The sequence below is a fragment of the Vibrio sp. B172a genome (genome assembly GCF_030248355.1).
Classification (GTDB): domain Bacteria; phylum Pseudomonadota; class Gammaproteobacteria; order Enterobacterales; family Vibrionaceae; genus Vibrio; species Vibrio owensii.
The window spans coordinates 314188-329700 of sequence record NZ_JAHGAC010000001.1 but is presented as its reverse complement, the minus strand read 5'-3'; the positions used below and the strand labels follow the sequence as shown (position 1 = coordinate 329700).

Here is a 15513-nt window from a genome sequence, read left to right as displayed (position 1 = left end):
TGTTCGTTACTTCTGTGTGCGCTCAAAGCGACGTAGCTGCTCGTCACCGCGACGAACCGCATTGTTTAGCGCAGCTTGTGCCGTTGCTTTGCCTGCCCACACTGCTTCTAGCTCTTCGTTGATGATGTCGCGTGTTTGCAGGAAGTTACCAAAGCGAATGCCTTTCGAGTTTTCTGTAGGCTCGGTCGACGTCATTTGTAGAACTGCTGTATCTGTACCAGGGTTCTTAGCGTAGAAGCCTTGCTCTTTCGTTAGCTCGTAAGCCGCTTTAGTGATTGGTAGGTAACCAGTGAACTGGTGCCAATCTGCTTGGACTTCTGCACTAGAAAGGTAAGAGAAGAACTTCGCCACGCCTTTGTATTCCTCGCTTGAATGACCACGAAGTACCCAAAGTGATGCACCGCCGATGATGGTGTTTTGTGGCTTAGCGACGATCTCTGAATCATAAGGCAGTTGCGCTACGCCGATATCAACGTCTTTCATGTTCTCTTTAATGCCAGCCAGACCTGCCGACGAGCCCATAGTCATTGCACACTCTTGGGTGTAGAACAGTGGCATACCATCAGATTGGCGACCGCCGTACTTAAAGATGCCTTCTTTCGACCATTTGCCCATTTGGTCAATATGACGAACAAACGCCGAATCATTGAACTTAAACTCAGTGTCTAAGCCAGCAAAGCCGTTGTTGTTATTGGCAACAGGAACATTGTTACGTGCGCCGAAGTTTTCGATTTGCGTCCATGATTGCCACGTAGTGCTGAAACCACACTTCGCACCGGATGCCAGCAGCTTACGGGAAACTTCTTCCATTTCTTTCCATGTCTTTGGTGGGTTTGCTACGCCAGCTTTTGCGAACATGTCTTTGTTGTAGTAAAGCACTGGCGTAGAGCTATTAAATGGCAGGGAAAGCATGTTGCCTTCATTGGTGGTGTAGTAACCCGTTACGGCGGCAAGGTAATCATCAGGGTTGAACGACTCTTTGGTGTCTTCCATCAATTGGTAAACAGGATAAATCGCTTTGTCTGCGCCCATCATGGTCGCCGTACCCACTTCGAATACTTGTACAATCGCTGGCTGCTCTTTTGCTCGGAACGCCGCGATAGCACTGGTCATTGTTTCTGCGTAGCTGCCTTTGTAAACCGGTTTGATCTCGTATTCTGATTGGCTTGCGTTAAAGTCTGCCGCAATTTCATTAACCTTGTTACCTAGTGCGCCGCCCATCGCGTGCCACCACTCAACCTCTGTTTTTGCTTGTGCTTGCGTGCTGATGAATGCCGCTGCAACTGCAAGTCCGGCGAGGTGTTTAATAGCCATAATGATTCCTTTTCATTGGATGATTTGAACAGGTGTTTCCTTGCGAATGTTCATTTTGATTATGAATCCGCTCCAAAAAATTCAAATGAACATTAAATGAGCCAAATGACGTTCTAGTTACAAAAAAATGAACTTATTTGAACATTGCTTTCGTCACTATTTTGTAATCAAAGCGTCATTGAGGGTTGAGATAGTTCATTTGAAAACAAATGAAAAAGACGGAATAAAAAATGAAAATAACAGCACACCGCGGCTTATCTAGTTTGGCTCCAGAAAACACTTTATCGGCAATACAACGCGCCATTGAATTTGGTTGCGAATGGATTGAAATCGACGTTCAACTTAGTGCGGACAACATTCCTGTCGTCATCCATGACAAAACGGTCAACCGCTGCACGAATGGTCGAGGCAAAGTCAAAGATCTGACTTGGCACGAGCTAAGGTTACTCGACGCAGGCTTATGGTTCGGTGATGACTTCGCAGGCGAGCCTATCCCTAGTTTAGAAGAGACGCTTGAGCTCACTTCAAGAGCGGGTGTGAAGCTCAATATTGAATTGAAGGTCTACTCCGGTGACGAAATCGACCTGTTGTGCGAAAAGGTTGCACAGGTCATTGAGCACTTAGGCGTAGAAGCGGACGCGATTCTGTTTTCTAGCTTTAACACAGAAGCCTTAATGATGATGAAAAACTACCTGCCAGAAGTGAGAAGAGGGCAGCTATGGCAGGAGATTCCAGATGATTCCGCTGTCGTGCTACAACACATCGATGCATACAGTGTGCATTGTGATTACCGCTTCCTGACTGAATTGCAAACTCAGAAGATCAAGCAGTATGGCTATCAACTCTTCTGCTATACACCAAACTTTCCTCAATTAGTTGAAGCACATTGGCATTGGGGCGTGGATATGATGATTACAGATACGCCTCAACGTTATAAAGTTAAAGTGCCTTCAGCCATACGAGAACCCGCATTGAATGAATAATTTAAACGTCCGTCAACAAAGCATCATTGAACTAATTCATCAGCAAGAATATTGCTCGATAGAAGAACTTGCCCAACGTTTCGAAGTCACGACGCAAACCATTCGTCGCGACATCAATGAACTTTGTCGACTCGGACTTACCCGACGCCATCATGGTGGTGTCGGGCTACCTGCCACTCTGAGCAATCGCAGCTATGCCTCTCGTCAAGTCACCAATCAACAGGAAAAGCAGATCATCGCCGATGAAGTAGTCAAAGCGATCCCAAACGGCACGACTTTGTTTTTGGGGATCGGTACTACGATTGCTTTGGTTGCTGAACGTCTAGCCAATCACAGTGAGTTACGTGTGGTGACCAATAACTTCGAAGCGGCGCATATTTTGTCTCACTTTGAGAACATCGAAACTTGGATTCCGGGAGGTCGTATTCGTACGAACGATCGCGATGTGGTGGATGGTTCGGCAGAACAGTTTTACGGCCAGTTTTCCGCAGACATCGGTATTATTGGTTGTGCAGGTATCACCGAAATCGCACAGCCTCATTCAGAGATGGTCAATTTTGGTCGCACAGAAGTTGATACTCAGTTGTTCGCGATGGAACATGAGTTGCGAGAAGCCAAGGTGAGCCAAGCAATATTAGCCAATTCCGAACAAAAGTGGCTGGTGGCGAACAAAAGTAAATGGCAGCGAAGAGCCAACACTAAGGTGGCGCCACTCAATTATTTCGACCGAGTTTTCAGTAACTGATCTTTTATTCGCCTCGTTTGTCTAACTCGTAGGAAAATCCGTTATTGATTCGACCTGCGTGATGCTTTTTCATCGCGATTCGCTATGCTTAGATGATTGAAAATAAAGAGGTCCTGCCATGTTTGAATCGGATAAAACCAAAGTAAGAAACTTGCTTGTTGCGACACGTTTTGGTGTCTCTGCCTCTGAAATGCCAACCATTATTGGGGTGAAGCAAGATAAAGCGCTCAAGCTGATTAATGAGCTGAAGCAAGAAGGGGAAGACATTCACTCGTTAGGGGAAGGGAACAACCCAGAAGAGTTGGTGCTGTATTCGATTGGTGAAATAGAGCCTTAATTGAGCCAACAAGAAACACAAAAAAAGCCGCCCATCGTTGGCGGCTTTTTAGATCGTTCATTCAAACTAGTCGTGAATCGGCACAACCAGAATATCGACCGGAGACTTGTTGATCAGATGTCTTGAGTAAGAAATGATCTTGCTCCAGAAGTCTTGATGGTGGCCACAAATAAGCAGATCAACTTCTTGCTCTTTGATGGTCACTTCCAGTTTGTCCGCCAAGTCACCCGTGCCAACGAAGAAGTGCTTCAATGGCTGCTCCATGTAATCGCTAAAGGACTTCAAGCACTCCATTGAATGTTCATTCAACGGTCTTTGGTCTGGGTTTGCTTTAATATCGACAAGCTCACGATAAATTTCGCCATGAGTACCATCGATATGAATAAAAGAAATCTCTGCACCGAGATAACTCGCCATAGATACCGCTCGGTCAATCAACACAGTACTCTCATCAGACAGTTCCAGTGCGACTAGGATATGTTTGTATTTCATAACCACGCCCTCTTGTGGAATACACTACCAATAGCATAGTACGCCTTTAACAAAAAATGTGTTGATAAGATCCCGAAATCGCTCAAAGTTTTGGCAAATTATCACCAGCCTAAGAGCGAGAGGATATAGGGGGAGGGCGAAAAAAGAGCCGGTACTAATACCAGCTCAATTCAATCTCTAATGGCATGTCACAGCGTATTCTTTCTCCACACATCTCATCGGATGCGTTGAGGTGAACCAGTTTTGCAGAGGAGTATCCTTCTCCTCGAAAGTGGTCTCTTGCCTCGCAGAGGCTAGCAAATTTGAGCGGGCTTTTGTGCTCGTTCAATATCAATGACTTTGTATGGTTTTCTACATTGTAAGCGAGGTAGATACCACCCTCGACCGATTCAATCAAAAGATTCATAGCCGTTTCCCATTGGTGTTTTCACTCTTTGGCTATTACGGTGAGCGATGGATTTTAGTTCACTTCTGATGCTCGATTGCTGCCAACAAAAACTCAGTCACCTCTTGCACGTGCTCCGTTATCTCAGCTTGCGTTGGCTTTTCCATTCCCATTAAAACGCCAGAGCGAATCGACAGTAGCATGCCTGTCCAGAGGCGAATCTGTGTTTCTGGTTCCTTAATATCGAAACGATCTTGGAAGAACTGAGTGAGCTTAGCATCGGTATCGTCCGGACCGACTTCGCGGAAGATCGTCGTGATCTCGGGCGCTTTAGCACTTTCTGCAATCAACAAGCGGAAGGTCGCCAAGTGCTCATCAGAAAGGTGGAAAGAAACGAAGTGTTCACCAAATGAGTTCAACGCTTCTCGCAGGTCATCCTCTTGTAGGTGATTAATGAAGCCACCATCCATGTTTTCACCTATCTGGCGCAATGTTGCTTCAAATAGCGCTGCTTTAGATGGAAAGTAGCGATACACGGTTTGCTTTGTCATGCCTGCTTGGGCGGAGATTTTATCCATGTTCGCTAACACATATCCCTCGGACAAAAAGTTCTCTTTCGCGGCTTCCAAAATAGCTCGGCGTTTCTTCTCTCGGTTTTGCTCGATCTTGCTCATGCTCAGATTCTCTTGATTTGATAATCATACTATACGGTATGATTTTTGTTGACACAACTCCGAAATTATAAAATCATACTTACGAGTATGATTTATTTTTTGAGGACAAAGACGATGACGACGGCATTAATGAATAACCTAAACGCCAAAGGCGCACGCTTTGCCGGGGTGGTGATCACCTTGGTTGGTGCACTGCTGATGAGCCTAGACCCAATTTTTATTCGCTTCTCGGGCGTGAGTGGTGTGGATACCGCATTTCTATTTGGCTTGTTTACCGCGATTTCGATGCCAATATTTATCCAACTTCGCGATGAGCGCGGTCTGGTTCGAGCGGTGAAAGAGAGCGGCTGGCATGTCTTGTTGTCTGGCTTATTGATGCTCGGCAGTGCTGCTGGTTTGGTGATGAGCATTAAGCTCACCACGGTTGCGAATACCTTTGTGATTCTGAGCGCAGCACCAGCTTTGGCAGCATTGTTCAGCTGGTGGTTTTTGGGTGAAGTGACCCAGCGTTCGACGTGGATTGCGATTGTTGCTGTGATGGTAGGTATTGTGATTGTGGTCTCTGGTTCTTTTAAATCGGGTAACTGGATTGGCGATGGTTTAGCAGTGTTTGCCGTGGTGTGTTTGTCGCTCAACCAGGTGCAACTGCGTAAGCATCAACACGTAAGCCGCATGGCAAGTGTTGGTTTTGGTGGGCTGTTCTTAGCGATGGCAATGCTGTTTTGGGCAACGCCTTCAACTTACAGCACGAACACTTGGCTGATTATGGGCTTGATGGGGCTGTTTACTGCGCCGTTTGGGCGTGTGCTTTCACAAGTCGCTACCCGTTACATCACGGCGCCTGAAGTTGGCATGATTCTGATGATTGAAACCGTGCTAGCACCACTTTGGGCCTTAATCTTCTTTGATGAAATTCCTGCAATGGCAAGCATTCTTGGTGGTTCAATCATCTTGGTCACTATTTCCATTTACGCTTTTTCAGCGATGAAGTCAGAACAAAAATAGAGGTTGATATGAACACAAATCAAACCCCGCAACTTGAGTTTATTGGGCAAATTTGTACGCCATATACTGAGGTTTCTCAGTGCCCAAATAACATTCAGCCACAAGATGGACCTGTGTGTGAAATTCAACTTAAATCTCAGTATCACCAAGGGCTTGTAGGGCTTGAAGTTGGGCAGAAAATACTGGTTCTGTATTGGCTTTCTGGTGCGAACCGCCAACCTGAAATACTGCAAGGAAAGAAGGGCACCTTTGCTTTACGTTCGCCGCACAGACCAAACCCTATTGGCGCGGCGGTCTTACCGATTGAGTCTATCGACGAGGGAGTAATTAAAGCGCGTGGTTTGGACTGCTTGGATGGCACGCCTTTGGTTGATATCAAACCGGCGATTTACTTTGAAGCATAGTCCTAGGTTTGTGCCCTTGTAAGCTAGGGCACCCAAACGAGCTCTCGGTCTGAAAGCGGCTTGTGACAGAAGTCGCTTGCTTTTTATACAAGAAAACCTTTAGACTTTGCTCATCACTTCTTTAGGAGATTACGCCAACATGAACAACTAAACCTGTCATCCAACTCTCATTTTATTTTTTGGATTTACAGGGTTAGTAGGCGTAGCTCACTTTCCGATATTTCTTTGCAGTTACCGTTTTTCTGTTTGAAGCGCTTCTATGGGCGCGTGTATTTGCATCGATCTCATCTCTAGATTTATCTCAAGCTACGGCTGTTGTCCCTGTCATACAGGAGGCAAATTATGCCAGTCTTACAGGCTTACAATATCAGTCATCAATTTGGTAATGGCGAAACGCTGTTTCAGCAAATCTCATGTTCAATGACTAAACGTCGTGTTGGGTTAGTTGGACGCAACGGTGTCGGAAAATCGGTGTTTGCATCGATACTCTGCGGTGAGCAAACCTCGGCCAGTGGCACGGTGGCCGTACCAAGGTCATTTGCGACATATCGTCAGCAACCATCGCACTTGTTAGAGGGCGATCTTTCGATTGCCCAGTTTTTAGCAAAGGACAAAGTGCTAAGCGCGCTCAAGCAGATCGAAATGGGCGATTGCTCTGAGCATTTGTTTGAGGTGGTGGGCGAACAATGGGATTTGCCCATCCAACTTGCTAAGCAGTTAGAAACCATGGGCTTGCCGCCACAGCCAGACTTTCCTTGTTCGCAATTGAGTGGCGGGCAGTTAGCGCGTTTGCAACTGTGGCAGATGTTCGAAAGTGAAGTGGAATTGCTGATCCTTGATGAACCGTCGAACCATCTTGATACACATGCCAAGCAGTGGTTGATTGATTCGATGCGCAGTTTCTCTGGCGCGATTCTGCTCATCAGTCATGACAGGGAGTTACTTCGCGAGATGGAGGAAATCTGGGAGCTATCCGGTTTAGGCTTGCAAGTATTTGGCGGTAATTACGACGTATATGCCGAGCAAAAGCGCACTGAACTACAAGCGGTGGAACGCCAACTAGCCAGTGTCGATAAACAAAAAAAGCAATTGGAAGAGCAAGCGCAGCGCAATCGAGAGAAAGCAGAACAAAGAGCGGCTCAAGGTAACAAGCTGAGAAAGGATGGCAGCCAGCCGAAGATCTTATTGGATGGTATGAAAGACAAAGCGACAGCCCGAGCCGCCAGTCGTAATAAAAACGAGCAACTTCGCCAAGCGCACCTGCAGGAGAAAGAGCAAAGCTTGCGAGTGCGCAAAGAGCAAATCAAAGGGCAAAAACTGTATTTGGCAGACAGTCAAAGTCGCTCACGAAAAGTCGTGTCGCTTTTAGGAGGCGTGTTGCCATTTGGGTCGGCTCAGCCCATCACTGCGCAAGTTCATGCGGATGATAAATTGCATTTGTTGGGCAAAAACGGATGCGGCAAATCGACCTTACTGAAAACACTCTTGGGTGAGTTCTCACTGCAAAGTGGTGAGCTACAAATCAACACGCCGCTTTATTATCTCGATCAGCACTTTGGTGCGATACAGCCTGAACTCTCCATGTTGGAAAACCTAATGCAACATTGTGAGGGGATAAAAGAAAGCGATGCCAGAACATTACTAGCAGGCATTGGCTTTCGCCGAGACAGTGTGTTTCGTTTGGGCAGCGTATTGAGTGGAGGCGAGAAAATGAAGCTCGCGATGCTGATTGTCAGTCATCAACCAACCCAGCCTTTGTTGCTCTTGGATGAGCCAGATAATCACCTCGATTTGGATTCGAAAATCATGCTTGCTCAGGCACTAAGCACGTATAAAGGTGGCTTTATTCTTATCAGTCACGACCAAGATTTTGCCGCGGAGTCGGGTGTGTCTCGAAGCATTGAACTGAGCTAACAAGCTCTTGTCTATAAATCCACATTAAGGAAGCTCACCGAAGCTAAGCAGCTAGTTTGGCTTTGGTGACTTTAAAACCTTTACCAAGCAGTTTTCTCAAAGCAATTAGAATCCTTACTTCGATATGGGTAAGATGCTGATGCATTACACAAAACAAAAACAGAAAAGGAAGTCTATGAAAAAGAAAACCTTAGCACTGGTGACCGCGTTCGCGATGACGGGCGTATTACCGGGAGCTTATGCCGAAGACTCAACAAAGGAGTTGGTTGAACACGTACATAAAATGGCGGTGAAGTACCCAACGACAAAGAAAGTCGATGTGGTGGATGAGTATTTTGGTACCAAAGTCAGTGACCCATACCGCTGGTTAGAAGACGACCGCAGTAAAGAAACCGCTGACTGGGTCAAAGCGCAGAACCAAGTCACGTTCGATTACTTGGCGCAAATTCCTTATCGTCACCAGATCGAAGAACGCTTAACTCAGTTAATGGATTACGAGAAGTTAGGGCGACCATTCAAAGAAGGTAAATACACCTATTTCTACAAGAACAATGGTTTGCAAAATCAAGATGTGCTTTACCGCCAACTTGATGATGGCAAGCCAGAAGTCTTCCTCGACCCGAATACCTTTAGCGAAGATGGCACGACCTCATTGGCGAATGTGAGCTTCACCAAAGATGGTTCTTTAGTCGCTTACAGTATTTCAGAAGGCGGTAGCGATTGGCGCAAAGTGATTGTGCTTGATGCAGAAACCAAAAAGCCTGTCGGTGAGACGCTAGTGGATATTAAGTTCAGCGGCGTGAATTGGCTGGGGAACAAAGGTTTCTACTACTCAAGTTACGACAAGCCAGAAGGCAGCGAGCTTTCGGCAAAAACCGACCAACACAAGCTTTACTATCACGAACTAGGTACTAAGCAGAGTGAAGATAAGCTTATCTTCGGTGGTACAGAGGAAGAGAAGCACCGATACGTTCGTGGTTACACTTCCGATGACCAACGTTACCTGTTTATTTCGGCAAGCACTTCAACGTCTGGCAATAAGCTCTTCTTCAAAGATTTGACCAAGCCAGGCAGTCCGCTGCAAACCATTTTGGATGACACCAATTCTGATACTTGGGTGATTGATAGCAAAGGTACCAAGCTGTATTTGGTCACTAACTTAGATGCACCAAATAAACGAGTGGTGACGGTGGATGCGAGCAACCCTGAGCCGAAGAATTGGAAAGATTTAATTCCTGAAACGGACAACGTGCTTAGCCCATCAACCGCGGGCGGTTATCTATTCGCAAGCTACATTGTTGATGCCCTTTCTATGGTCAAACAATACGACATGGACGGCAAGTTCATTCGTGAAATCAAGCTACCAGACATCGGCAGTGCTTACGGCTTTTGGGGTAAGAAAGAAGACGCTGAAGTCTACTACTCTTTCACCAACTACAAGACGCCAAGCACGACCTATCGTTTAGACATCAGAGACGGTGACAGCGAGGTTTACCACAAATCGAACGCACCATTCGATCCAGAACAATTTGAATCTCGTCAGGTGTTCTACAAATCGAAAGACGGCACCAAGATTCCCATGATCATCACCTACAAGAAAGGCACACCGATGGACGGCACAGCGCCAACGATCTTGTATGGTTATGGTGGTTTCAATATCAGCCTGACGCCTTACTTCAGTCCGAGTCGAGCTGCATGGTTGGAAATGGGCGGTATTTACGCTGTCGCGAACATTCGTGGCGGTGGTGAGTATGGCAAAGAGTGGCACAATGCTGGTACCAAATTAGAGAAGCAAAATTCGTTTGATGACTTTATTGCCGGAGCTGAATTCCTTATCGATAAAGACTACACCTCGTCAGATAAGCTCGCGATTAACGGTGGCTCGAACGGTGGCTTACTTGTTGGTGCGGTGATGACGCAGCGCCCAGAGCTGTTCAAAGTGGCACTGCCAGCAGTGGGTGTATTGGATATGCTTCGCTACCACACCTTTACGGCAGGAGCGGGCTGGGCTTATGACTACGGTACAGCAGAGCAAAGTAAAGAGATGTTCAATTACCTCAAAGGTTACTCGCCAGTACACAACGTCAAAGCCGGCGTTAAGTACCCTGCAACTATGGTAACAACGGGTGACCACGATGACCGTGTGGTGCCAGCGCACTCTTACAAATTCGCGGCTGAGCTACAGTCGAAACAAGCGGGTACGAATCCAACTTTGATTCGAATCGAAACTAACGCAGGGCACGGTGCAGGCACTCCGACTAGTAAGGTTATCGAGAAAACCGCCGATGTTTACAGTTTTACTTTGTTCAATATGGGCGTTGAAAAGCTGTAAGCGAGAGGGGAGATTAACTAAAGAGCTTAAGCTCATTTACATTGGAATCAAAACGCAGTCTTCGGGCTGCGTTTTTTGTTTTAGGGAGAATAGAAAAATATGCGATGCCAACGTAGTTCACATAAATGATATTGAAGAATTTCCAATAAGTGGAAGTATCGAACGCCAAGACGAAATAACATTTTTTTAATGAAAATACTCTACAGTTGTAGAATATATTCTTAAACCAAAATGACTTATTTATTGGTGAAATCGCTGAAAAAGTATATAGCTAAACGTCTAGGTGGTTTCAGCTTTCGATTGACCATTTATTTTCTCTTTGGTTTGATTTCACATGTTCAATCTATATTAACTGAGTATTCATTCTTTGTTGTGATATCTACTATTTAGATAATTGTTAATCTAAATTTCATTTCAAATCTAAACCAAAATTTAGGTTATAACTCATATAACCATAGGTGATTGAACTTACCGTTATCCTCTATTTAATTTAAATGCAGAGTTAAACAACCTGTTATTCGTAAATTCGCGTTGGAAATTGAATTTTCCGAGGCTCGATTCAGCTCGTCCGCGATTTATGCAGGTTTGATGACACGTGCGTTTAATTGAATAAAAGATGGATAAAATCCTATGAATATGGTGAAACCGTCTGTTGTCGTGATGGCAGCAGCAATCCAGTTTGCGTCCCCCGTTTGTGCTGAGACAGATACAGACAAAGAACTACAAGACATGTCCGATCCTCTTGCGGTTTATACCCAAGCTGGCTTTGGCATTACGGACAAAGGGGCAAACATTAAGATAGGCCAAACCTATAAAGCGTCTCAACCGGGCACGATGGCAATGAACGTTATCGAAGTCAAAGGTATTGGTGGCGAGCTGTTTGGCATTCGAGATGAAGATGACCCGCTGTACAGCAAAGTAGATGACAGTATTGATTCCTTCCGCCTGCGTAATTTCCAAGTTGAAGTTGCGAAAGGATTAGGGCGTCAGCTTGATGTGAACTACGACGTGGATGCCGACAAGTTGGATGCGTCGTACAGCTTCATCAAGGCCTTGCCTAAGCTTGGTGTTGTCCAGCTTTATCCACTAGCTGGTGCAGGTGTGACGATTGCCAATGACTTCAGCGGTGAAGACAAGGGCTACGAGATTCCAGGTACATTTACTGTGGTTGGGATGTACTCGAAAATCGATATTACCGACAAAATTTGGATCAACTACAACCCGATGTATATGCATACCTTGTCGGGCTCAAGTGATTATAAAGACACGTATTATGCGGGTGAGGATAATATCTTAACGCATGAATTTGCGATTTCTTACCAAATAACACCACGCTCAAATATTCGTTACTTCGCTAACTGGAATGAGCAAGTCGACTTTGGCGATGGCGACCACCGCATCGAATACAACTACCAATTCTAATACGACTCATAAGATAACAATAATTTACGCATTTTTACTGTGTGATGTTTGGTCACGCATTAAGTGGAAATAACAAGGCGCATAAAATTTTAAGTGCGTTCGTCGTTGGTTTTATTTCAGACGACAAGATGAAAACAAAAATAGAAGAAAGACCAACCGCTTAGTCGGTTTTATTTCTCATTCAATCCACAAATTGCCTGTGCTGTGTGCGATGGTCAGTCCTTTCACTGATATACAACCAACGCTGCAGTACGGGTTTTCTCTTAACATGCTTATAGGTTTTAGTATGAAAAATCTTACCAAAATCGTTGCTGTGGGGTCCCTCATCTCGTGTGCAGCAGCGCAAGCAGGAGGTCTGTACTTGTACGAGACTTCCACCACAGACATTGGTTTAGCGTCTGCGGGTATGGCGGCAAGAGCGCAGGATGCCTCGGTCATGGCGGCGAACCCAGCGGGTTTGTCTAACGTGGCGGGTCAGTCATTTTCGGGTCACTTGATCAGCTTGTATGGCGACACAACGCTGGACACCTTTGGTGGCGGTGACGCAGGTAACATCATTGGTTACGTGCCGCTTGGTTCTGCGTTTTACAGCCAACAAGTGAACGATAAGTGGACGCTTGGTATTGGTATGTACGGCAACTACGGCTTGGGTCTGGAATACGACAAGCTGTTCAGCCGTATTGATATTCCTAATGCAATTACTCAGGCCGTGACGGTTCAACCTTCTGCTTCATACCGTATTAACGATCAATGGTCTGTGGGTGCTGCATTGGGCATCCATTACGGCATTTTAGATATGGATGTCAAAGTTGATGGTACGACACTCGCTGGTGGCATTGAAGATACAGATACTCAAGTCAATGGCCGCGTTGGTGTGCTGTATGAATTGAATTCAGGTACTCGCTTAGGTCTGTCTTACTCGAATGAAACTGAGTTCGAATTCGATGATAAGGACTTCTCGACCAGTGCCGTTGCGCCTCAGCAGTTGGTATTCAGTGCATACCATGAGCTTAACGACAAACTGGCGGTGATGGGTAACTTGAACTGGCAAGATTGGAGTGCTTACCAAACGCTGATGGATGTAGAAACACAAGACACCTATCAGATTGCTTTGGGTACACAGTACAAGGTTAATAGCAAAGTGATGTGGAATGCAGGTTTCGCATTTGACTCAAGCATGTACACAGACCAATCCAACGGTGATCTGACTATCCCAACTGGCAACGCTTACCGTCTAGGTACGGGCATTGATTACAAGATTGATGAAGCAAGCACGGTGTCAGTTGCCTTTGAAGCGACCTTAATTGAATCGTCTGAGGTGAAAGGTCGAGCGGGCAACACGATTGCAAGCTTTGATGATCCAGCGTTGTACTTCCTGAGCATCGGCTACAGCTGGAAAAACCAATAGTCCGGCGTTAACGCAATCACTAGATTAGCGATACAACGAAAAGCAGCGGTAAGCACGTCCTAGGCTTACCGCCGTTTTTGTTTGTAGCGGGACGGTATTAATTCAACTGAACAAAAAGCACAAAGTAAAAAGACGATAGCGAATTCGTCGAGGAAATTTGAAATGAACAACACGTTTTGGCTGGCATGTGCAGCGTTAGTTTTAAGCTCGTCGGCTCTGGCTAGCGAACGCGTTCCCAAAGAGAACAAAAACAAATTAGCCGATGACCCAACAAAGGTGATCACCAAGTTCGGTGCGGCTTATTCCAACAACTATGATTTTGATGACCAGAACATCTCGTTCTCAGGCTCTTTAGCATTGGATGAAGCTCGCAAGATTAATGTTCGTATCAATGATGATGCGAGTGAATGGCGCGTGGGCGGCTCTTGGCTATTTCCGGTGGGTATCGTGAACTTCAACTTTGGTAAGAATGAATACACCAACGGTGCCGATCAAACCAACTACAGCGTCGGAACGTTTGTACCATTGAGCTATTTTGGCATCGAGCCAGCAGGCTTTCAGATCTTCCCTATGGCTGGCTACACTTATAACGATGGCGATGTGCCAGTTTGTGATGGCGCAGAGGGCAGTGCATGTTCAGACCCTGGTTTTACTGGCACACCTAGCCCAGAGAATGGGTTCAACATGATGAACTCTTCCGGCAGTAGCGGCTATTTGGGAGCGTTCACATTGAAACCCCTAACAGAGCAATTGACCTTGATGGGATTCGCGGGTGGTTCTTATGGCTCAGAGAACAGTGAAGGCGACAACTACAAAGGTGCTTTTGGTGGCTTAGGGTTGGGTTATCTTGTTCAAAAGCGTCACTCGTTTAACTTGATGACGTTTATGATGGACAACAACACTTATCTCGATGATCCAGACAAGCGCGTCATCGTCTCATACCAATATCAGTTTGATTAAAGAAGCGCAGCCCATCGGCTGCGTTTTAATTAAAAAGTGCCACGCCATATCAGAATGGATCAGCTCTCTAACTCTGCGCGGTATTGGTCTTGCAGGATGTACATGCGTTTTACATCGCGGTAGCTACCGTTGATGAAGAACTCTTGCACGAGGTGGCCTTCTTCAATAAAGCCGCACTTCTTGTAAAGGTGGATCGCTTTCTCATTGTCCAAGGCTACCAACAGGTAGATTTTGTGTAGGTTAAGAATCGAGAATGAATAATCCAAAGCACGATTAATTACTTCTTCGGCATAGCCTCGTCCTTGGTGGTCTGGAGCGATGATGATTTGGAACTCGGCACTGCGGTGGATGTAGTTAATTTCAATCAACTCGACCAGACCAATTAAGACACCGTGTTCATCTTCTACGACAAAGCGGCGCTCGGCATCGTCGTGAATGTGTTTGCGATACAGTTCTTCTAATTCATCATGAGATTCGTAAGGCTCTTCAAACCAGTAAGTCATGATGTTGCGGTTGTTGTTGAGGTCGTGAATAAAGCGCAGGTCTGAACGTTCTAAAGCACGAATTGTGAGACCATTTTTCATCGTCTATCTCCGGATAGCAAAAGCATAATCAAATGCGACTATAACCAAGCCATCTTAGCCCATTAGAGGGAAATCTCCCCTTTACTTCTAAGACTTTAGGGTCGTAAAAGCGATCTTCGTCATACCCTTGCAACGCCTTTATCTATAAGGGTTACGGCAATAATGAAACTTAATCATGACGACAAAAAACCTGATTAGGTTAAGGGTGCAATTTCAGATTAAATACCGCCAACGACTTAAGGTCATAATCTACAGAAACAAGGTATTAAATATGTTTTCAATCGGTGACGTAGTAGTAGCTACTAAAGGTATCGAACTAGGCGAAATGGTTGTTACAGGTCTAAGCAGCGGCGGTTTTTACGCACACGTTAAAGCTGGCGAAAAGACACTAACTTACCCAGCTAAAGATCTTAAGAAAGCATAATTACATTTGCTGACTTGCTAAAAAGGTAGCTCCCGAGCTGCCTTTTTTTGTGCCTACAATTCCTTCCTAAATTCCTACTTTATTTCGAACTGAATTATTTTTAATCAAATTTAATATGTTTGGTTAATAT

At 45.5% G+C, this 15513-nt stretch carries 16 protein-coding genes; 11 read left to right on the top strand and 5 right to left on the bottom strand.

Translation table 11 applies throughout. The annotated features are described in order from the left end of the window. Positions 1–6: 6 nt before the first annotated feature. Positions 7–1314: a sn-glycerol-3-phosphate ABC transporter substrate-binding protein UgpB gene (gene ugpB / locus KIT90_RS01350; protein WP_038895557.1), complete on the bottom strand. Its 1308-nt coding sequence runs from the start codon at positions 1312–1314 to the stop codon at positions 7–9. Between the two features lie 230 nt (positions 1315–1544). Here ugpB and KIT90_RS01345 point away from each other — a divergent pair, with 230 nt between their 5' ends. From KIT90_RS01345 to KIT90_RS01335, 3 genes are all read left to right on the top strand, one after another. After that, positions 1545–2297 carry a glycerophosphoryl diester phosphodiesterase gene (locus KIT90_RS01345; RefSeq protein WP_285374601.1) on the top strand — a complete coding sequence of 251 codons (753 nt, stop codon included), beginning with the start codon at positions 1545–1547 and terminating at the stop codon, positions 2295–2297. Continuing rightward, positions 2290–3042: a DeoR/GlpR family DNA-binding transcription regulator gene (locus KIT90_RS01340; RefSeq protein WP_285374598.1), complete on the top strand. Its 753-nt coding sequence runs from the start codon at positions 2290–2292 to the stop codon at positions 3040–3042. The genes KIT90_RS01345 and KIT90_RS01340 overlap by 8 nt, the downstream gene beginning before the upstream one ends. 118 nt (positions 3043–3160) lie before the next feature. Further along, positions 3161–3379 carry a hypothetical protein gene (locus tag KIT90_RS01335; protein WP_005439057.1) on the top strand — a complete coding sequence of 73 codons (219 nt, stop codon included), beginning with the start codon at positions 3161–3163 and terminating at the stop codon, positions 3377–3379. A gap of 66 nt (positions 3380–3445) precedes the next feature. Here KIT90_RS01335 and KIT90_RS01330 read toward each other — a convergent pair whose 3' ends face one another. The 3 genes from KIT90_RS01330 to KIT90_RS01320 all read right to left on the bottom strand — a co-directional run bounded on the left by KIT90_RS01330 (position 3446) and on the right by KIT90_RS01320 (position 4930). Beyond that, positions 3446–3871, bottom strand: a complete 426-nt coding sequence (locus tag KIT90_RS01330; RefSeq protein ID WP_009706243.1) for a universal stress protein — start codon at positions 3869–3871, stop codon at positions 3446–3448. Positions 3872–4025: 154 nt separating this feature from the next. Then, the gene (locus tag KIT90_RS01325; protein ID WP_033005935.1) at positions 4026–4277 is read right to left on the bottom strand and encodes a DUF6482 family protein; all 252 of its coding nucleotides are present in this window, start codon (positions 4275–4277) and stop codon (positions 4026–4028) included. Between the two features lie 59 nt (positions 4278–4336). Continuing rightward, positions 4337–4930 (bottom strand): TetR/AcrR family transcriptional regulator, encoded by a 594-nt coding sequence (locus KIT90_RS01320; RefSeq protein ID WP_285336687.1) that lies wholly within the window; start codon positions 4928–4930, stop codon positions 4337–4339. A gap of 114 nt (positions 4931–5044) precedes the next feature. Between KIT90_RS01320 and KIT90_RS01315 the strand changes: the two genes are divergently transcribed. From KIT90_RS01315 to KIT90_RS01285, 7 genes are all read left to right on the top strand, one after another. Then, positions 5045–5935 (top strand): DMT family transporter, encoded by an 891-nt coding sequence (locus KIT90_RS01315; RefSeq protein WP_285374593.1) that lies wholly within the window; start codon positions 5045–5047, stop codon positions 5933–5935. A gap of 8 nt (positions 5936–5943) precedes the next feature. Next, positions 5944–6339 (top strand): SAM-dependent methyltransferase, encoded by a 396-nt coding sequence (locus KIT90_RS01310; protein ID WP_285336685.1) that lies wholly within the window; start codon positions 5944–5946, stop codon positions 6337–6339. 342 nt (positions 6340–6681) lie between these two features. Then, on the top strand, positions 6682–8253 hold the full coding sequence (locus tag KIT90_RS01305; protein ID WP_285374592.1) for an ABC-F family ATP-binding cassette domain-containing protein: 1572 nt from the start codon (positions 6682–6684) through the stop codon (positions 8251–8253). Positions 8254–8428: 175 nt separating this feature from the next. Further along, positions 8429–10585, top strand: coding sequence for a prolyl oligopeptidase family protein (locus KIT90_RS01300; protein WP_285374590.1), 2157 nt, complete (start codon positions 8429–8431; stop codon positions 10583–10585). A 630-nt stretch (positions 10586–11215) separates the two neighbouring features. Further along, positions 11216–12007, top strand: coding sequence for a hypothetical protein (locus tag KIT90_RS01295; protein WP_285374587.1), 792 nt, complete (start codon positions 11216–11218; stop codon positions 12005–12007). Between the two features lie 286 nt (positions 12008–12293). Next, entirely contained in the window at positions 12294–13415 is a 1122-nt protein-coding gene (locus tag KIT90_RS01290; protein ID WP_020194734.1) for an OmpP1/FadL family transporter, read from the top strand. Between the two features lie 162 nt (positions 13416–13577). Next, positions 13578–14375, top strand: coding sequence for a hypothetical protein (locus tag KIT90_RS01285; RefSeq protein ID WP_038895547.1), 798 nt, complete (start codon positions 13578–13580; stop codon positions 14373–14375). 59 nt (positions 14376–14434) lie between these two features. Here the strand turns inward: KIT90_RS01285 and speG are convergent, their stop codons facing one another. Next, the gene (speG, locus tag KIT90_RS01280) at positions 14435–14959 is read right to left on the bottom strand and encodes a spermidine N1-acetyltransferase (protein WP_005435398.1); all 525 of its coding nucleotides are present in this window, start codon (positions 14957–14959) and stop codon (positions 14435–14437) included. Between the two features lie 271 nt (positions 14960–15230). Between speG and KIT90_RS01275 the strand changes: the two genes are divergently transcribed. Next, complete coding sequence (locus KIT90_RS01275; protein ID WP_005452601.1) at positions 15231–15383, top strand: hypothetical protein; 153 nt, start codon at positions 15231–15233, stop codon at positions 15381–15383. The last annotated feature ends 130 nt before the right edge of the window (positions 15384–15513 follow it).

Excerpts from the sequence above, each read along its gene's own strand:
- ugpB (WP_038895557.1), bottom strand. The coding sequence starts at position 1,314 with ATGGCTATTAAACACCTCGCCGGACTTGCAGTTGCAGCGGCATTCATC.
- KIT90_RS01345 (WP_285374601.1), top strand. The coding sequence starts at position 1,545 with ATGAAAATAACAGCACACCGCGGCTTATCTAGTTTGGCTCCAGAAAAC.
- KIT90_RS01340 (WP_285374598.1), top strand. The coding sequence starts at position 2,290 with ATGAATAATTTAAACGTCCGTCAACAAAGCATCATTGAACTAATTCAT.
- KIT90_RS01335 (WP_005439057.1), top strand. The coding sequence starts at position 3,161 with ATGTTTGAATCGGATAAAACCAAAGTAAGAAACTTGCTTGTTGCGACA.
- KIT90_RS01330 (WP_009706243.1), bottom strand. The coding sequence starts at position 3,871 with ATGAAATACAAACATATCCTAGTCGCACTGGAACTGTCTGATGAGAGT.
- KIT90_RS01325 (WP_033005935.1), bottom strand. The coding sequence starts at position 4,277 with ATGAATCTTTTGATTGAATCGGTCGAGGGTGGTATCTACCTCGCTTAC.
- KIT90_RS01320 (WP_285336687.1), bottom strand. The coding sequence starts at position 4,930 with ATGAGCAAGATCGAGCAAAACCGAGAGAAGAAACGCCGAGCTATTTTG.
- KIT90_RS01315 (WP_285374593.1), top strand. The coding sequence starts at position 5,045 with ATGACGACGGCATTAATGAATAACCTAAACGCCAAAGGCGCACGCTTT.
- KIT90_RS01310 (WP_285336685.1), top strand. The coding sequence starts at position 5,944 with ATGAACACAAATCAAACCCCGCAACTTGAGTTTATTGGGCAAATTTGT.
- KIT90_RS01305 (WP_285374592.1), top strand. The coding sequence starts at position 6,682 with ATGCCAGTCTTACAGGCTTACAATATCAGTCATCAATTTGGTAATGGC.
- KIT90_RS01300 (WP_285374590.1), top strand. The coding sequence starts at position 8,429 with ATGAAAAAGAAAACCTTAGCACTGGTGACCGCGTTCGCGATGACGGGC.
- KIT90_RS01295 (WP_285374587.1), top strand. The coding sequence starts at position 11,216 with ATGAATATGGTGAAACCGTCTGTTGTCGTGATGGCAGCAGCAATCCAG.
- KIT90_RS01290 (WP_020194734.1), top strand. The coding sequence starts at position 12,294 with ATGAAAAATCTTACCAAAATCGTTGCTGTGGGGTCCCTCATCTCGTGT.
- KIT90_RS01285 (WP_038895547.1), top strand. The coding sequence starts at position 13,578 with ATGAACAACACGTTTTGGCTGGCATGTGCAGCGTTAGTTTTAAGCTCG.
- speG (WP_005435398.1), bottom strand. The coding sequence starts at position 14,959 with ATGAAAAATGGTCTCACAATTCGTGCTTTAGAACGTTCAGACCTGCGC.
- KIT90_RS01275 (WP_005452601.1), top strand. The coding sequence starts at position 15,231 with ATGTTTTCAATCGGTGACGTAGTAGTAGCTACTAAAGGTATCGAACTA.